This is a genomic window from Clostridium sp. CTA-19 (assembly GCF_054767855.1).
In genome coordinates, this window is sequence record NZ_BAAABH010000004.1 from 56,745 (window position 1) to 73,664 (window position 16,920).

The following is a 16,920-nucleotide window of genomic DNA, read 5'->3' on the forward strand; positions in this document are numbered from 1 at the left end:
GGTGGTCATAATCCATTAGCTCCAGGAGCATGTGGAATTGTAGATGAAACAATAGAGGATAGAAAAATATTTCTAGGTAGTAAAAAATATTTATAAAAATTAAATCAGTTTATAGTTTGTTATCCTGGTAATATGAATAATTCAAACACTGAATTAATGTGGGGTATAAATAAAGCAAATTCAAATAATGTAGAGCTATTTTATTTAGTGCATCTAAATAAAGCCTATAAAAGTTATGATGGTGCCATAGGGGTGAAATATGATTGCATCCATTAGCAAGTATATTGACTAAAGATAAAGCTAATTCAATTCTTAAAAATCTTGAACAGTTAGGATTTACTAATTGTGGAATTAAATACTATAACGAATTAGCAGAACTTAATTCAACAAATATGGAAGCAATGATAATTGAATGTTTCTTTTGTTAAGCAAAAGGTGATGTGAATTTATATAAAAAATTAAGAGAAGATTCAATTGGTTTTGCAATAGCAAATAGAATTGATAGTAGAGTAAAAAAAGAAGTTATAAATAAAAAGGAAATGTATGATATGAAAATAATTGTACTTTATTTTGGAGATATGGATTCAAATGCAGCTATATATGTATCTCAAAAACATCAATGTCCTATGATGAAAAAATGTGATTTTGATATTAGTAGATTGAAAGCAGAAAAGATAATTCAAATAGGTGGTACAGATGGTAGTGATAGATACACTAGTTTGCATGATGCAGATAGTTTAGTTTAGAAAAATATAATAATAAATTAAATAATGTATTAAAATCAAATTATATGAGTAATATGAAAATAACATCAAGTAGTGTAAAATATTACATGGAGGGTGTTTAAATGGAAAATAAATTAAAAATTGAAGAAAGAATATTAAAAGAGCTTTTTGTTAGAAGAGTATATGATGAAGTAAAAGAAGAAAAATTAAGTTTTATTAATTTTATAGAAGAACAATTGCTTAATCAGGGATATGTAGAACAAAGTTTAGAGGAAATAAATAACATACTCTTAGAGTTGCAAAATAGTGGATTTATAAAAATAGACAATGAGAGGAAGAAAAAAGTTTATACATTAACGGGCTGGGGAGAGAAGTATGCACTTATCAAATATATAACTGTCAATGAGTTAGAAGAACATTCAAAAAAAATAAGAGAAAGAATAGATATAAAGTTTTTTGATTATAGTAAACTCATAAAAGTGTCTGATGAAAAAATTAAAGATTTAGAGCAAAGAAATGAAAAAGTAAATGATATTATTAGTGATATAAATCAAAACTTAAAAGAATCCATAGATAAGATAAAAGAGCATGAAAAGAATATAAAATCATTTAATAACAATATAATTTCAATAATGTCAATTCTAATAGCTGCATTTTCAATAATAGGATTTAATATTGGAGGAATAAAATTTTTAGTTGAAAATAAATCTTTAGTTAAGCCATGGGAATATGCTGGTTGTATTGCTATTATAAATTTAAGTATTGTAAGTTCACTATATTTTTTGTTTTATATGATTGATAAGATTATTAATAAGGATACTAGTTTTACAAAGCAAAAAAATAAAAGTATTTTTAATAAGAAGCTGAGTAGCTTCATATGTATAACAATGATAGTTATAGTAGTGCTTTGTTTTTTCATTGCTTAATTTAATAAAGAATAGATGTATTAAGTGCAGTAATTATGGCACAAAAAAATCAATGTCTTATGATGAAAAAGTGATTTTGATGTTAGTGGATTGAAAGTTAAAAAGCTAATTCAAATAGGTGGTAAGACTGGTAGTAATAGATATGATATTTTAAAAGATGTAGCTAAATTAATTTACTTTTAATATTAATATATAATAAAAAAATGAATTATTATTGTAGGACTTTCTTCTTTTATGTAGAAATATTATATAAAGGGGAGGGGATACAATTGGATAAAAATATATTATATAAATATGTTTGTATAGTTGATTATGAAAAACCAAATATAGAAAATAGAACTGTAACAGATGATTTGAATGGATATATATTAAAGTTACATGACATAATCGAAGATAGTGATAAAGTGCAGTTTTTTAAGGAGAAGGATTTAACAACCCAAGTATTAAGCAATGTATTAAGCATAGTAAAAAAATTACATAATGATAATACAGAAGGTATTTCAGTAATCATGGACAGTATTTCAAATAGATTAAGAGAAAAAGAAGAAGAAGCTCAAAAAAAAATTAGACATATGGGCGTTGAAGTTAAAAAAGGAAGTTTATTGCAAGCCATTTTTAAGGATTCATCATATAAGGAATATGAGTATTTAATCAGTAAGGCAGAGCATAATAAATATATGGGTGAAAAAAATTATAGTATAGAAGAAGGGTTTAAAGTAGATGAAAAAAATTTATGGAAATCGTGTTTAATTAGTTGTATTATAGAAAATGATGAGGTAAAAGTAAGCGAAATTAGAGTATATTTAGATAATACAGCTAAATATTGGACGGAAAATTTTTTGGAATTAAATGAATTAAGGGATGATCAACAAAATACACAACAATTTTTTAGAGAAATTGAAAGAGTATTGAAAAAGGATGTTTATAAATTTAGTAAGGGAGATTATTCTGTTTTAAGAAATGCTATTATTGAACATATAAGAACTACGGATCAAATTGACTATCCAGCAATAATAAAAAGTAAATTTGAAAAGTATAAATATGAAGAGGATGGATTAAATGAAAAGCAAAGATTTAAACTAATACAGGATTTAAAAGAACTTCCTAGTAGGGAAACTTTTGATACTCAATTTACACCAGATCCAAGTGCACTTTCAGTAAGGATGATTAAAGAATCTTATAAATTGACAAACGATATTGAGTTAATAGTAAAAGATATGAACAGTGATGACAAGATAGTAGCGTTTGAAGATGAGATTGGAAAAAAATATGTACAAATTGAAACTGATAATAAAGATGTTTTTGAAAGATATAATAAAGATAAAAAATAAAATGTAAAAGGGGGAGAAATTATGTTAATAAAAGAATTACTAGATAAATTTGATAACTATAAAATAATAAGTAAATCTGATAAATTAGCTAGCTTTGACTTGGTATTTGAAATAAATTCTCTCCCTGAATTAAATAATTTTTATAAAATAGAAAAATTATTAGAGAAGTATCCTAAAAGAGATTCATTTAACATGTGTATTAAAGCATCTGACGATGATTTCTTTTGTTTAATAATGAAAAATGGTGAATTAAAATATAATGGTTCAGAGCATATAGTTAAAAGTAATAATATTAATGAAATAATAGATATTTTTAATGAAATAAGAATAAAGGAAGATAAGCTACAAGTTACAATAAAAATAAATAAAGACTATAAAAATAAATTTATATCAATATATTCAGTAGAAAAGTTTATTGAATGGATAATGGAAAAAGACATTTATCAAACAATAAGTTTCTTTTCTAAAATTTATGAATCTATAGATTATATAGTATTTGTTTCATATGATAAAGAAATGAAAATTTTAACAGAAACATTTCAAATGACGAAAGAAGAAGATATAGTAAAAGACTTTGGATTAATTAATAGGAAAAGTATACTTAATTCAAGATTAGATGTTACAAATATTCAAAAGAAAGAATTAAATGTAATCCCAGAAGATTTTAATATAATAAAATATGAATATGTGGATATAAGATTAGAGAAAAGATTAAATTGTATTAGAGATATTTTATCAATTATTTATATAGCAGATATATCATTAATTGAAGATAACTTTTCAGATATTAGAATAAATGGTTATAAGAGTTCAGAGTTTAAAATATTTTATAAGGATGTTGAAGAGAGAAAAAAGAATGATAGATTATATGAGATATATAGATGGATTTATAATGATGGAAATCTAATAGATAAGGCTACTATTGCGAGAAATGTAATAAGCTTACATTGCAGACATAAAAGTGTTTTAGAGTTAGATGATGAAAGTTTAAATTCAATGAAAACAAATTATACTTATTACTTAAAAACAAATATGGATGACTTTTTGGAAGAAAAAAAGAATTTGACAATTTCTGTAATTGAGGAAGGTAAATTGTTATCAGAAACATTATACGAGCTTATAGCGAGTATGGGGAAGAATTTATTAGCATATTTCACTTTTTTAGCAACATTAATTGTATCTAACACGTTAACACAAGGAAATTTTTATAATATATTTACTTTTGAAGTGGTGCAAATAATTGCAATAATTATACTGGGATCATGTCTATTTCTAATATATTCAAATATAAAAACAAATTATAAAAGAAAAAGAATAACAGATTATATTGAAGATTTAGTATCTGGATATGGCGTGTTGCTAGGAGAGGAAAATGTAAAATATATTATTGAAAATGTTAAAAGCTATAGTAATGTAAAAAAATCCTTTAAGATTAGGCAAATTTTAATATCTATACTATGGTTAAGTTTTAATATTATATTATTAATCTTCTTAGATTGGATAAGTGGAGATGTAAAAATACTCAAGATTATAAATCTTTTTAGTTGCAAATAAAAAATACTTAATTCGCATTAGCTTTAAAAGGTGAATGTATATTTAAGGGGGAGTTCTTAGGAGCTCCCTTTTTTATGATTTAGATTAAATTTATTAATATGATAAGGATTTTAAATAGCTTTGCAGAAATACTTATTAGGACAGATAGAATATTAACAGTAATGTAGAAGGAGATGATTATTATGGTATGGAATATATTTAAAAAGTATTATTGTAATAATAGAGGTATAGGAATTAAATAGTTTCCTTAAATTAATGGAGGGATTTTGTGAAGAAAGAATTGACTTTAAAGAAAGTTGAAGAAAGCAATTTTATTGAATGTTTTAATTTAAAGCTTGGAAAGGGACAAGATAAGTTTGTATCACATCCTATTCATAGTTTGGCACAGGCATATGTATATTATAATCAATGTACACCTTTTGCAATTTATAAGGATGATATTATGGTTATTTATGATTACGATGAAGAAATATATAATATTTGGCATATGATGATTGATGAAAAATATCAAGGTAAAGGATATGGAACTGTAGCCATGGAGTTATGCATAGATTATATAAAATCAAAACCCTTCGGTCAATCAAATGATATTATTTTAACTTGTAATATAGATAACAGTCATGCAATTTATATTTATGAAAAGCTAGGGTTCAAAGATACAGGAGAACGTGACGAAGATGAGATAATTATGAAATTAGCAGTTTGATTCAATTAATATATAGAATAAAGATACTGTAATATTTAAAGGTATAGGTAGATTTGATACATTAAAAAAGTGATTAAAAGAGTAGGTTTAAAGTAAAATAAATATATTTATTAACATATTTATTTTACTTGTTGCAAAAAATAGAGTGGTTTAGAGTAAAAACTTTAGACTACCTTATTTTATAAATTATAGTTTATGGTGAACAAAGAAATAACAAACATAACCATGAAATTGTTAAAGTTATACAACAAATTATAGTATTCTTCCATGTTGGTTTATTAGAAATAGCCTTTTTGATTATTGAAACCGCATTATTTACGAAAAGGATAATAGAAAAAATAGAAATTAATATACATAAAAAAATCATTGGATTAATCTCCTTAACTTAATATATAAGAAAATAGTAACATAAAAGGATATATTTAAATACATATTTAAAGAATTCGTAAATTAACTTATATTAAATAATAAAATAGATAAGTCACATTAGCTTTATATAGTTATATAGTTTATTTCAAAAAGGTAGCATAGAAAAAATTCTTATGCTACCTTTTTTAGCTTATACATTTAAGTTGATTATAATCTATATATGTATTTTTACAAGTATTATGTATTAAATAAAGCATTTAAAATTATCTGCATATTTGTTAGGAAGAAATTCAATAACTTCATAATTGGCGATTTTTTCTTTGTAAAATGGATCTTCAGTTAATATAGCGTCAACTTCAGTAATACTTTTAGCATTACAAAGAATAATTCCACCTGTACGTGGATTTTTTCTTCCAGAACAAATAAATTTTTCGGCTTTATAGTATTTATCTAAAAACGATATATGGCTAGATAAATATTTTTCTACTTCATTAATGTCTTTGTTATAAGTAAGATTTAGTATAAACATATTGATTTTCTCCTTTAAATAAATTATCATAATAATGACCGTGGTCAGTGACTATAGTCATCATTATACGCTTACAATAAAAAAAATCAAGAGAGGGATAAGTATGTTAAGAAAAGAAAAAGCTATTTTAACCAAAAACAAAGTATTTGAGACTGCTATTAAATTAATTAAAGAAAAAGGATATAATGATGTTACCGTAAGCGAGATATGTAAAAAAGCAGGAGTTGCAAAGGGGACCTTCTATGTGCATTATAAATCTAAAGAAGATATCGTAAAGGAAAGTTATTATTCCGATATGAATCAGTTTATTATAAGACAATATAAAGAATTGATTTCACAAGATAAAAATATGAATATAAAAGATAAAATAGAAAAATTCCTTATATCAGAACTTATGTTTACTGATCATGTGGGATATACAATGACATGTCGAGCTTATGTGACAAATTTGACTGAATGTATATCAGAATGCAGCAACCATTTTGAAAGACGTGAGTTTTCAAAAGATTTAAAGGCATTAATTTTAAAAGGAATTAATCAAAATGCATTTAATACACAACAAACAGTAGAAGAAATATTTCTGTATTTAGAAAGTTTTGTAAGGGGACTTATGGCTTCATGGTGTTTTGCAAATGGAGAATTTGATATTGTTAAAAGAGGAGAAAGGTATATTAATGAAATAATAAAAGGGTTATAATAACAACGTGTATTATAGTTAAACCATATTAGTTTCAAACAGTTTTGTATGTTAAGGAGATAAACAAATGAAAAAATTCATAAAAATTACAATAATATTTATTATTACAGGACTTTACCTAATATTTATTCACATGCCGTCTATGAATGATTTTATTGCAGATGGAGTAAAAAAGAAACTACAAGACACTCCGCTTCCTAGTAATACTAAATTCTGCGATGCTGTTTCAAAAGTGGGATATTTGACAGGCAATGGTTCTGGAATACAATTTTTTGGTGCAATTTTGATAAAATCTCAATTATCATTAGAAGAACTCCAGGAGTATTATTCTAAATACAAAACAGGATATGATGGGTATGTTGTATTAGAACAGAAAGGATCACAGATTGATAGTATTGAACACATTGAGGTATTTTTTGCTAGTTTAAAGAATGTAAAAATCTTTGATGGCTATTATATTGTGTATTCGTGGGATTATGAAAGACATCCTTTAATTCAATTTCTATCCAGCCCGCTAAGGTTGGTATCTGAAGAAGGAAATTCATCAATAACTTTTTCATAATACATATCTCTTAACTTAATTATTATATTCTAGCTGGTTAATTATGAAGAAGATTTGTGCCATTAGATATATACATTCAATCATGGTAATAGGAGTTTTAACATTTTCTATTGGATTAATAGAGATGTTTATTGAAAAAAATCATAAAAAACAATAGCAACTTTTTGTCAATATTCTTATTAAGTGACGCAAGTTTATGATAAAAAATAAAAAGGGAGAGAAATAAAAAAGAAAATGCGGGGCGAAGATTATTTAGACAGTTAAGAAAGACAAAAATTAAAATATCCACTATTAAAGGAATAGTATTTAATATTACAGATTACAATAAATAAAATATCATATAAAAAATGGTTTGTATTAGAATGGAGTTTTATAACTTTATTCTAATACAGACCATTCTTTGTTTTAGCAATAAATTTAAAATATTCTCCTCTATAATGATAAAATCTTAAATAAAATTTAGGTTTAAAAATAAAAGAGTAAATGAAAAATAAATGTTTAGAATTATTAAAATGGGAATAATTCTAGATATATGGTTATAAATAGAAAAATATAAACTGATTTATGAATAGCTAATAAATTTTATGTTATATACTTTGGTAGCAATGGAGGATACATACTATGAATATGTTAAAACAAATTGATAAGAAGAGAAAAAGAATAGTTGAAGTTTTTCAAATAGTAGAAATTATATTTTATATGGGAATAATGCTTATAAAAGAGTTACTGCTTATCTTTGTAAATGGCTCAATACAAAGAGTGAAGATGCTATTTTAATACATAGGAAAAATCATAAAATTGGGATGGTGAGGAGTGCCTATGAAGATGGTGATGAATTATATAATGTAGAATTTAATGATATTTAAATGGTACTAAAAGTTAATTTTAAAATAAGATTCTAATTATTGCAGGTAGTTTTTTGATGCCTCCTTTATTTTTATTTTTATTTTAAAGATTAGCGAGCAAAGTACTAATTAAAGCATAGTTTATATTATAGCAATTAAAAAAATAAGTCTAATTATTATTATAAAAGATATTTAGAATGAAAAATAAAAATATATAGAATATTATCTTTTATTTTTAATAGTTTTTTACTCATTTTAAGATTAAAATTTTTTGATGCTCTATTTAAAATAATAGATAATATCATCACAATTGAACCAATGAATAGGCTAAAGGAGGAAGAACAACTTGAAATTAAAAGGAATAGATGTAAGTGAACATCAAGGAATTATAAATTGGGACAAGATAAAAGGTCAAATAGATTTTGCTATTATTAGGGTTGGCTATGGAGATAACATGACTAGTCAAGACGATAGTCAATTTAAAAGAAATATACAAGAATGTGCTCGTTTAGGTATTCCTGTAGGGGTTTATATATACTCTTATGCAGTTACAATAGACCATGCCAAAAGTGAAGCAGAACACGTTTTAAGAAATATAAAAGGTTACAAGTTAGATTATCCAGTATACCTTGATTTAGAGGACGATGGAACTACAGGAACTTTGGACAATAGTGTCATAGCATCTATAGCTAAAACATTTTGCGATATTATAGAAGCTGCTGGATATCATGTTGGAATTTATGCTAACACTTATTGGTTTAATAATAAACTTACAAGTGATATATTTAATAGATATGATAAATGGGTAGCAGAATATAATTCTAATTGTAATTATAGAGGTAATTATGGTATATGGCAGTTTACAGATAGTGGAACTTTTGATGGGATTAATGGACAAGTTGATACGAATTATTGCTATGTAGACTATCAATCTATTATAAAAAAATCTAGCTTGAATGGAAGTGAAAAAAATTTGAAAGTTTATAGAAATGTTGTTGTTTATGCTAAAGGATCAGACGCAGATGAATGTATAGCTAAAATTCTATCATGGAAACTAGAAGATTGCATTGTAGTTAATCATGAAGAATATGTAAAAGGTATGGGTAAAAGTGTTTATAGTGTTGGAGCATTAACCGGTGTAGAGGCTAATGTTTATATACGCGGTAAAAATAGAGAAGAAACTCTTAAACTTGCTGAGGAAAGAATAGGGTTAAGATAAGATTAACTCTTAATTAAAAGTTACTAATATAGAATAAATAATATAAAAATACCCACATATTAAGCTTGTCTAGTTTAATATGTGGGTATTATATTAAAACCTAATATTGTATTAGATGATTTTTAGTTAGTGTAGAAAATATAAAATTATATTTATAATTATTTAACACCAAAATATCCAGTCAAATAGGCCACAGCCACAATCATCACAACAGCCATTGTTCCAATTATCACAACAGTTATTGTTCCAATCAGTTAAACAGTGGTCAATCCAATTGTTATTACAATCATTGTTGCAGTCATCCCAATTATCACAGCAGTTGTTGTTACAATCATTGCAACAGTTATTATTCCAATTGTTACATGACATAAAAATCCCCCCAAAAATTAATATATATTTATATATTATAATATGAGATTATGATGTATTTGATATTCAAATTATGGGAGTACTTTGAATTAGAAAAATACTTATATAAAGGAATTCTGAAACTTTTATTGAATTACATAGGCGAATAAACTTATGTTTAAAGTTGGGAATTAATTTAAGAATTAATTTTATTATAATATATAAGAAAAACAAATTTAAATTTACGTGGGAGGTCTATGTATGATTCGAAAAATGAAAAAGGAAGATTTACTTTATGTAAAACAGTTAATGCAATCAATTCCTGACTTTTGGCATCCAAACTGGAATAATAAGACGTTAGAAAAAGCATTTAATTCATCTAATGCTATTGTATTTGTCTATGAAATTGAAAATAAAATAGTAGGTTGTATATTTGCATATGATTTTGGATTTAGGGCTTATATTGCAAAACTTGCTGTTTCTAAAGAAATGCAAAAACATAGGATTGGTAGTAAACTTCTTGAACATGTAGAAAATATTCTAATGGAGAGAAACTGTGAATTAATTATCGCTGATGCTTTACCATCATCAGAATCATTTTATTTAAAATTAGGTTGGACACATCCCTATGCAAAGCTTGTAAGAAAGAGGTTAATTAAATAAATGTAGAATATTTTAATGGACATTATGAAAAAAATGTATTCAACTATTATAGCAAATGCAACTCCAGAAAAAACTTATTAATATAAAGTAATAGCATTAGAAAATCGCAATAAATTTTATGTTATGTGGGAGGGATGATAATATGATATATAGATTAGCAACAGAAAAAGATATTCCGACACTTTCAGAAATGAGGTGGCAACACGAATATGAAGAAGAAGGAAATTTTGAGATTTCAAAAGAAGATTTTATTAAAGAGTGTAATGTATTTTTAGTAAATGGTTTAAAAACTGAAAGTTGGGAATATTGGATAGCTGAAGATAGTAATAAAATTGTTTCAAATATATATATAAATAGAATAAGAAAGGTACCTAAACCACAAAAGTTATTTGCAGAAATAGGATATGTAACAAATGTTTATACAAAAATAGAATTTAGAAACAAAGGTATAGGATCGGAGCTTATAAAAAAAGTGAAACAATGGGCATTATATAATAAAATTGAATTGTTATTTGTTTGGCCAAGTGAAAGGTCGATAAACTTTTATAAACGTCATGGATTTTTAATAGAAAATGAAGTTATGGAATTAGAAATATAAATAAAATATTGGTTTTTATACAATAAGTGAAAATATTGTAAAAATTGAGAAATATTTGACAATTAAACAAAAAATAGTTAAAATAGTGTATGAAAATGATTACAGACTTATTGTATTATAATAAATATATTTTTTATAAATATGTTTATTAACTATGATTACAGGGGGAAGAAATAATAGTGGATACATCTATAATTGAAAAAACAGAAATATCATCAAAAAGGGGATTATCAGGAAGTACATTAAAAATTATGGCAATAATTTTAATGTTTATTGACCATCTTGCAGCAATGTTAATATTAATGGGTATATATTCTAAAAAAATACCTTATACTGGAGATATGAATACATTAAATGGCATATATTTAATGATGAGAGCTGTAGGACGTATATGTTTTCCAATATTTTGTTTTTTGCTTGTTGAAGGATATGTTCATACAAGTAATAAAAAGAAATATGCATTTAGACTTTTTATATTTGCTTTAGTTTCTGAAATACCTTTCAATTTAGCATTTGGTAATAAAATGTTTATACCAATTTCTAGATTAAATAATGTGTTTTTCACATTGTTTTTAGGAGTATGCGTAATGTATATAATTGAAGTTATTAATAGCAAAAAAATGAATAAAGTAGTTAATATATTTTGTATTATAGCTACTATAGTGTTATTTGGAATAATGGCTAAATTTATAAAATGTGATTTTACTTATTACGGAATACTTTGTATAGCTCTTTTTTATATATTTAGAGAAAAGAGATTGTTACAAATATTATCAGGAGCTATTGTATTTTTATATGAGGTACCTTCAAGTTTGGGAATAGTGTATCTCTCACTACTTGCAATCTATTTTTACAATGGAGAAAGGGGTTTGAAAATAAAATACTTTTTTTATCTTTTTTATCCAGCACACTTACTAATACTATACTTTGTAAGATTATATTTGACAACAAGGTAAATGAAGTTAATTTATAAGAATGTTTAATGAAAAACTAATATAAATTTAAAATAAAATATAAAAAATAATAGGGAAATGTCTTAAAATATAAATTTATTTTAGGCAATCCCTTTTGTATTTTAAAATAAAAACAAATAAAGAAATTTTAATCACTTTTTTAGTGTTATGGACTGGAAATATCATAATGATTATAAACAAGTATAAAAAGTAATGATAAGCAAAAATATAAAAATAATAGTGGTTTATTATTTTTAAAATGTTTAGTATAATTTAATTGTAGAAAAATAATACAGTTTTACAAATAAATACTAAAAAGAATTAATAAATAAAATGTAATAAAGAGGTGTTAACAATGGTAAAAAAGAAAAAATTTATAATTGTATGTATATTAGCTTGTTTGTTTTGTGTTGCTGGGGGGTATTCATATGTAAATATTAATCAAAAGAAGAATTTTAATATAAATGAAATAGGTTGGGATGCCAAAACAATAATGTGGACTGATGAGACTAAAAATAATATTTATGATATTAAATTTCAAGCATTTGATGGAACAGAGTTAAAGGAAATAAGTTCTTTAAAGGATTCTTATACAATGAAGATTGATTCTAATGTTGAACAAGGAGATTTAAGCATTAAAATTTATAATAATAGTGAAGTATTTTTTGAGGAAAATGGTACTGTTGATGAAACTATTTCAATTCCAAATAACAATGAAAAATTGAAAGTGGAAATTAATGGTGATGATGCTAAAGGTCATATTAAAATTAAGTTAACATAAAAGTGTAATGATATCCTATTTTTACTGAATGGTTACAAGGCTATATTTTGGTGTTAATGTTAGCTTTTATCAGATAAAATTTCATATTATCAAAGTCAATTCTAAAATTTATAATATTTATAATAATTTTAATATTTTAACAAATATTAAACCCTGTACATGTTTAAATTTAGCAGTTATAATTTGAAATGGAATAAATTTTAGGAGGATTTTAATATTATGAAAAAAATTTACAAAAGATGGTGGTTTTGGCTTGCTATAATCATTATAGTTATTGCGATTAAGGGAACATCTAGCTCGGATAATACTACTAAAAATGATGAATCTGCAACATCATCGTCTCAAAATAACAAAGAGAAAGAAGCGAAAACTAAGGTTACATATGAAAATTTCTTAAAAATAGGAATGGATCAAAGTTATGAAGATGCGTGTGAAGTATTAGGAGAGGGTACAGAGACAACTTCTTCTGATATTGGAGGGATTACTACTAAAATGTATACATGGACAGGTAGTGGAATATCAAATATGAATATAACAGTTCAAAATGGCGTTGTTACAGGAAAAGCTCAGGCAGGATTGAAAAAAAATGATGCAAACATAACATTAGAAAAATACAATGAAATTAATGAAGGAATGAGTCTAGAAGAAGTAAATTCAATTCTAGGAGAAGGAGAGTTAACTTCACAATCAAAGGTAATGGATATAGATAGTTGCATATATTCTTGGATAAATAAGGATGGAACAAATTGTAATGTAACATTCCAAAGTAACGTAGTTACTATGAAAGCTCAATTTAACTTAAAGTAATATAGTGAAAGTTTAATCTAAATTGAATATTAATGAAAAGCTTTTATACGTAAAACATATAGAAATTAAAGGATGCTATTTAGTATCCTTTAGTTATTTCATCATTTAAATGATAAAATTTAATTTTCGGTGGATGTTGTTATGAACAATTTTGAAAGATTAATTTTTGTTTCGTAGGGGGTATATTAATTTTAGCTTTAATAGGAAAAATAGAAGAAAAAGATATGGAGAAAAAAGAAGATTTAAAAATAAAAGCTGAAATTAAAAGAAATAATAAAAATTATATAATGAAATTTACTGATTCACTTAGATATATATCAGGGTTTAAAGATAAGGGAAAGTATGCTACAATCAATGATTTTAATGGATAATGAAATTCAATTTGTATTTTCAGAAATGACTAAAATCATTAAGGCAGATAATATAAAAAATATATATGTAAGTAATGAAGAAGATATTAGTGAAAAAATGTCTGAGAAAAAAGCTATAATATTTAATGAAGAAGAATCAGTAACGAAACATAGAAATAAAATGTTAAGAGAGTTCATCATGATTGAATGTATATATAATAACTATGAAACTACTGTTATAATAGAAGGTATTTATGTAGAAAGTAAAGTTTATTCATTAAGATTTGTATATATGTAATTTGAAGAAAATTATGTTTTGAATAATTTCATATTTTTCTTATATAGGTTGAAAATAAGAACATTAATAAATATTGACTATATTAATAAATTTTGATATATTAGGACACATAAAAATATATATGTCTTAAAAGTTTTATAGGGTTCCGCAATTTTAAATTAGAAATTGGTCTGGTCCAAGATAAAACGTACAGTTTAACTGTATTCACGGAAGGATAAAAGCCTGGGAGATATTTTGCGTATCGACCTTGGCTTTTTTTATTTGTCATTAAAAGGAGGGGAATAGGTTGAAATTTTAAAAGAAATAGATGAGAAATAAATTGCGTTTAACTACTTAATATTAGAAAGGAATGAAAATTATGCAATGGTTATTTTTAGTTTTAGCAGGTTTATTTGAAGTAGGATGGGCTTTAGGCTTGAAGTATTCAGAAGGGTTTACAAAATTTATGCCAAGTGCATTTACTGTATTGGGAATGATAGCAAGTTTTTATTTTTTATCATTATCATTAAAAAATCTTCCATTGGGTACTGCATATGCAATTTGGACAGGAATTGGTACCGTTGGTACTGTAATTTTAGGAATAGTACTATTTAAGGAACCAATAAGTATTACTAGACTAATTTGTATTGGATTTATAGTAGTTGGAATTGTGGGATTGAAGTTAGTATCATCTCATTAATTGAAGTCTTAACATATTTGAGATAGCCCATGATTAAATTTGAATATTTGAAATATTTACTCTTTAAACAATATTTAGTATAATTATAATAAATATGTTAAAAGTTCAAATCAGTATAGGAGGAATATAGATGAGTAATGCAATTGATAGTGAAATTGTAAATAGTGAAGATGACATACTTATTATGTTGGATAGCTTAATGGAAAAAAGAGAGAACAAATGGTGGAATGATTTTTATTCTAATAAGGATAAGCCTGTACCGTTTTTTGAAAATATTCCAGATGAAAATCTTATTTCGTATTTTGATTCAGGTATATTGAATAAAGGAAAGGCACTTGATATAGGTTGTGGAAATGGAAGAAATTCATTATATCTTGCACAAAATGGGTGGGATGTTATAGGAATAGATTTTTCCAATACTACTATTGAATGGGCTATTGAAACAGCTAAAGCAAGTTCTATAAATGTAGACTTTTTATGTCAATCCATATTTGAATTTGAGAATGAATTAGATAGCTTTGATTTTATATATGATAGTGGATGTTTTCATCATATAAAGCCACATAGAAGAAATCAATATTTAAATATTATATTAAAACATCTAAAAAAAGATGGATATTTTGCAATGACTTGTTTCAATTTGAAAGGTGGAGCAAATATTTCCGATTATGATGTATATAGAGATTATTCAATGCATGGAGGTCTTGGGTTTACTAAATATAAATTGAAAAAAATTTTGGAACCATATTTTGAAATAATTGAATTTAGGGAAATGAAAGAATCATATAATGATAATGTTTTTGGGAAGAGCTTTATATGGACAGTACTAATGAAGAAAAAATAAAGAGGTTTTTGAGAAACTTACTTTTTTTATTTTATAAAATAAATTAAAAATTATGATGTTTTTAATTGGTTATGCTATAGTGAAACAAGCTCCCATTTAAGTTTATTTTATACAAGATAGAATGTTCAATTCTAAGTGATTCAGAGTATATTTCACTATTTTAGGTATCCAAGTTTTAGAATGAGTAATTTTAAAAGTCAATTTGGAATTCTATAACAGGGGGTGAATAAGGTTGTGTTAAAACATAAGGGAACAGAAAAACTAGAAACTGAAAGACTTATTTTAAGAAAATTTAAAGAAGCGGATGCATTAGACATGTTTAATAATTGGACATCTGATTCGGAAGTAACTAAATATCTTTCATGGTCTGCACATAAAAGTGTTGAAATAAGTAAACAACTCATAGAAATGTGGATAAATAATTATAAAAATATGGAACAATATCAATGGGCTATTGAGTTAAAAGAAACTGGACATGCAATTGGTAATATTAGCTTACTAGAGATTAATAATAATGATGAAAACTGTGAGGTAGGATATTGTATAGGTAAAGCATTTTGGAATAAAGGTATTATGACAGAAGCATTATTAAAAGTAATTGAATTTGGTTTTAATGAAATAGGTTTTCAACGTATAGGAGCACGTTTTGATGTAAATAACCTTGCATCAGGACGAGTAATGGAAAAATGTAATTTAATTTATGAGGGAACTTTAAGAAAGCTTATTAAGGATAATAGTTGTAACTTAGTTGATTGCAAGTATTATTCAATATTAAAAGATGAATATTATAAATAATACTAAAACTTAATAAAGTAGTCATATTTTATGAAATAAAGCTGCTCAAAAAATTAATGAGTAGCTTTATATATTATCTTTCTATAAAATCCATATTCTTTGTTTTACAACTAAGCGTAGAATTACGTAATGTAGTTTCAATAAAGCCGTTTACTAGGTAAAACATATAATTTAAGATACATAAGTTGCAAACTATTGTAAATGGCTGTAAAATATTGTTATACATCCCTAAACAGTTATTCTAAAATGTATGTCATCCATTTCATACTAAAAATAGATTTATAGAAAAAATTAATTTCTATTATAAAGTTGACTTTTGTATGGAAATAAAAGGGGGTAGA

Annotated in this window: 22 protein-coding genes and 1 riboswitch; of the genes, 20 read left to right on the forward strand and 2 right to left on the reverse strand. The window is 24.9% G+C overall.

The annotated features are described in order from the left end of the window. The first annotated feature begins 263 nt into the window (after nucleotides 1-263). From ACYUE0_RS03520 to ACYUE0_RS03545, 6 genes are all read left to right on the forward strand, one after another. Nucleotides 264-428 carry a hypothetical protein gene (locus ACYUE0_RS03520; protein ID WP_460269507.1) on the forward strand — a complete coding sequence of 55 codons (165 nt, stop codon included), beginning with the start codon at nucleotides 264-266 and terminating at the stop codon, nucleotides 426-428. A 12-nt stretch (nucleotides 429-440) separates the two neighbouring features. Continuing rightward, nucleotides 441-746, forward strand: coding sequence for a hypothetical protein (locus tag ACYUE0_RS03525; protein ID WP_460269508.1), 306 nt, complete (start codon nucleotides 441-443; stop codon nucleotides 744-746). A gap of 101 nt (nucleotides 747-847) precedes the next feature. Next, nucleotides 848-1,651: a hypothetical protein gene (locus ACYUE0_RS03530; protein ID WP_460269509.1), complete on the forward strand. Its 804-nt coding sequence runs from the start codon at nucleotides 848-850 to the stop codon at nucleotides 1,649-1,651. Nucleotides 1,652-1,920: 269 nt separating this feature from the next. Further along, nucleotides 1,921-2,982, forward strand: a complete 1,062-nt coding sequence (locus ACYUE0_RS03535; RefSeq protein WP_460269510.1) for a hypothetical protein — start codon at nucleotides 1,921-1,923, stop codon at nucleotides 2,980-2,982. A 21-nt stretch (nucleotides 2,983-3,003) separates the two neighbouring features. After that, complete coding sequence (locus ACYUE0_RS03540; protein ID WP_460269511.1) at nucleotides 3,004-4,536, forward strand: hypothetical protein; 1,533 nt, start codon at nucleotides 3,004-3,006, stop codon at nucleotides 4,534-4,536. 268 nt (nucleotides 4,537-4,804) lie between these two features. Next, on the forward strand, nucleotides 4,805-5,242 hold the full coding sequence (locus ACYUE0_RS03545; RefSeq protein ID WP_460269512.1) for a GNAT family N-acetyltransferase: 438 nt from the start codon (nucleotides 4,805-4,807) through the stop codon (nucleotides 5,240-5,242). A gap of 613 nt (nucleotides 5,243-5,855) precedes the next feature. Here ACYUE0_RS03545 and ACYUE0_RS03550 read toward each other — a convergent pair. Next, nucleotides 5,856-6,140 (reverse strand): YciI family protein, encoded by a 285-nt coding sequence (locus ACYUE0_RS03550; protein WP_460269513.1) that lies wholly within the window; start codon nucleotides 6,138-6,140, stop codon nucleotides 5,856-5,858. 103 nt (nucleotides 6,141-6,243) lie between these two features. On the opposite strand from ACYUE0_RS03550, the gene ACYUE0_RS03555 reads away from it, so the two are divergent. The 4 genes from ACYUE0_RS03555 (at nucleotide 6,244) to ACYUE0_RS03570 (ending at nucleotide 9,463) form a co-directional block, all read left to right on the forward strand. Beyond that, nucleotides 6,244-6,837, forward strand: a complete 594-nt coding sequence (locus ACYUE0_RS03555) for a TetR/AcrR family transcriptional regulator (protein ID WP_460269514.1) — start codon at nucleotides 6,244-6,246, stop codon at nucleotides 6,835-6,837. 67 nt (nucleotides 6,838-6,904) lie between these two features. After that, nucleotides 6,905-7,399 carry a hypothetical protein gene (locus tag ACYUE0_RS03560; RefSeq protein ID WP_460269515.1) on the forward strand — a complete coding sequence of 165 codons (495 nt, stop codon included), beginning with the start codon at nucleotides 6,905-6,907 and terminating at the stop codon, nucleotides 7,397-7,399. 621 nt (nucleotides 7,400-8,020) lie between these two features. Then, a complete protein-coding gene (locus tag ACYUE0_RS03565) occupies nucleotides 8,021-8,176 on the forward strand; it encodes a hypothetical protein (RefSeq protein ID WP_155844720.1) in 156 nt (51 codons plus the stop codon). 414 nt (nucleotides 8,177-8,590) lie between these two features. Next, the gene (locus ACYUE0_RS03570; protein WP_460269516.1) at nucleotides 8,591-9,463 is read left to right on the forward strand and encodes a glycoside hydrolase family 25 protein; all 873 of its coding nucleotides are present in this window, start codon (nucleotides 8,591-8,593) and stop codon (nucleotides 9,461-9,463) included. A 162-nt stretch (nucleotides 9,464-9,625) separates the two neighbouring features. Here ACYUE0_RS03570 and ACYUE0_RS03575 read toward each other — a convergent pair whose 3' ends face one another. After that, nucleotides 9,626-9,832 (reverse strand): hypothetical protein, encoded by a 207-nt coding sequence (locus tag ACYUE0_RS03575; RefSeq protein ID WP_460269517.1) that lies wholly within the window; start codon nucleotides 9,830-9,832, stop codon nucleotides 9,626-9,628. A gap of 240 nt (nucleotides 9,833-10,072) precedes the next feature. Here ACYUE0_RS03575 and ACYUE0_RS03580 point away from each other — a divergent pair, with 240 nt between their 5' ends. The 10 genes from ACYUE0_RS03580 to ACYUE0_RS03625 all read left to right on the forward strand — a co-directional run bounded on the left by ACYUE0_RS03580 (nucleotide 10,073) and on the right by ACYUE0_RS03625 (nucleotide 16,579). Further along, nucleotides 10,073-10,474 carry a GNAT family N-acetyltransferase gene (locus ACYUE0_RS03580; RefSeq protein WP_199869956.1) on the forward strand — a complete coding sequence of 134 codons (402 nt, stop codon included), beginning with the start codon at nucleotides 10,073-10,075 and terminating at the stop codon, nucleotides 10,472-10,474. 142 nt (nucleotides 10,475-10,616) lie between these two features. After that, complete coding sequence (locus ACYUE0_RS03585) at nucleotides 10,617-11,072, forward strand: GNAT family N-acetyltransferase (protein WP_061994794.1); 456 nt, start codon at nucleotides 10,617-10,619, stop codon at nucleotides 11,070-11,072. A 179-nt stretch (nucleotides 11,073-11,251) separates the two neighbouring features. Beyond that, nucleotides 11,252-12,028: a TraX family protein gene (locus tag ACYUE0_RS03590; protein ID WP_082761142.1), complete on the forward strand. Its 777-nt coding sequence runs from the start codon at nucleotides 11,252-11,254 to the stop codon at nucleotides 12,026-12,028. Nucleotides 12,029-12,380: 352 nt separating this feature from the next. Next, complete coding sequence (locus ACYUE0_RS03595) at nucleotides 12,381-12,806, forward strand: hypothetical protein (protein ID WP_460269518.1); 426 nt, start codon at nucleotides 12,381-12,383, stop codon at nucleotides 12,804-12,806. 219 nt (nucleotides 12,807-13,025) lie between these two features. Continuing rightward, nucleotides 13,026-13,613 carry a DUF3862 domain-containing protein gene (locus tag ACYUE0_RS03600; RefSeq protein ID WP_460269519.1) on the forward strand — a complete coding sequence of 196 codons (588 nt, stop codon included), beginning with the start codon at nucleotides 13,026-13,028 and terminating at the stop codon, nucleotides 13,611-13,613. Nucleotides 13,614-13,837: 224 nt separating this feature from the next. Then, nucleotides 13,838-13,984: a hypothetical protein gene (locus tag ACYUE0_RS03605; RefSeq protein ID WP_460269520.1), complete on the forward strand. Its 147-nt coding sequence runs from the start codon at nucleotides 13,838-13,840 to the stop codon at nucleotides 13,982-13,984. Continuing rightward, entirely contained in the window at nucleotides 13,956-14,261 is a 306-nt protein-coding gene (locus tag ACYUE0_RS03610) for a hypothetical protein (protein ID WP_460269521.1), read from the forward strand. Before ACYUE0_RS03605 ends, ACYUE0_RS03610 begins: the two co-directional genes overlap by 29 nt. A gap of 126 nt (nucleotides 14,262-14,387) precedes the next feature. Further along, nucleotides 14,388-14,492, forward strand: a riboswitch (guanidine-I (ykkC/yxkD leader). Nucleotides 14,493-14,619: 127 nt separating this feature from the next. Next, nucleotides 14,620-14,940, forward strand: coding sequence for a quaternary ammonium compound efflux SMR transporter SugE (sugE, locus tag ACYUE0_RS03615; protein WP_460269522.1), 321 nt, complete (start codon nucleotides 14,620-14,622; stop codon nucleotides 14,938-14,940). A gap of 130 nt (nucleotides 14,941-15,070) precedes the next feature. Then, nucleotides 15,071-15,784, forward strand: coding sequence for a class I SAM-dependent methyltransferase (locus ACYUE0_RS03620; RefSeq protein ID WP_460269523.1), 714 nt, complete (start codon nucleotides 15,071-15,073; stop codon nucleotides 15,782-15,784). Between the two features lie 234 nt (nucleotides 15,785-16,018). Next, nucleotides 16,019-16,579, forward strand: a complete 561-nt coding sequence (locus ACYUE0_RS03625) for a GNAT family N-acetyltransferase (RefSeq protein ID WP_460269524.1) — start codon at nucleotides 16,019-16,021, stop codon at nucleotides 16,577-16,579. Nucleotides 16,580-16,920 lie beyond the last annotated feature (341 nt).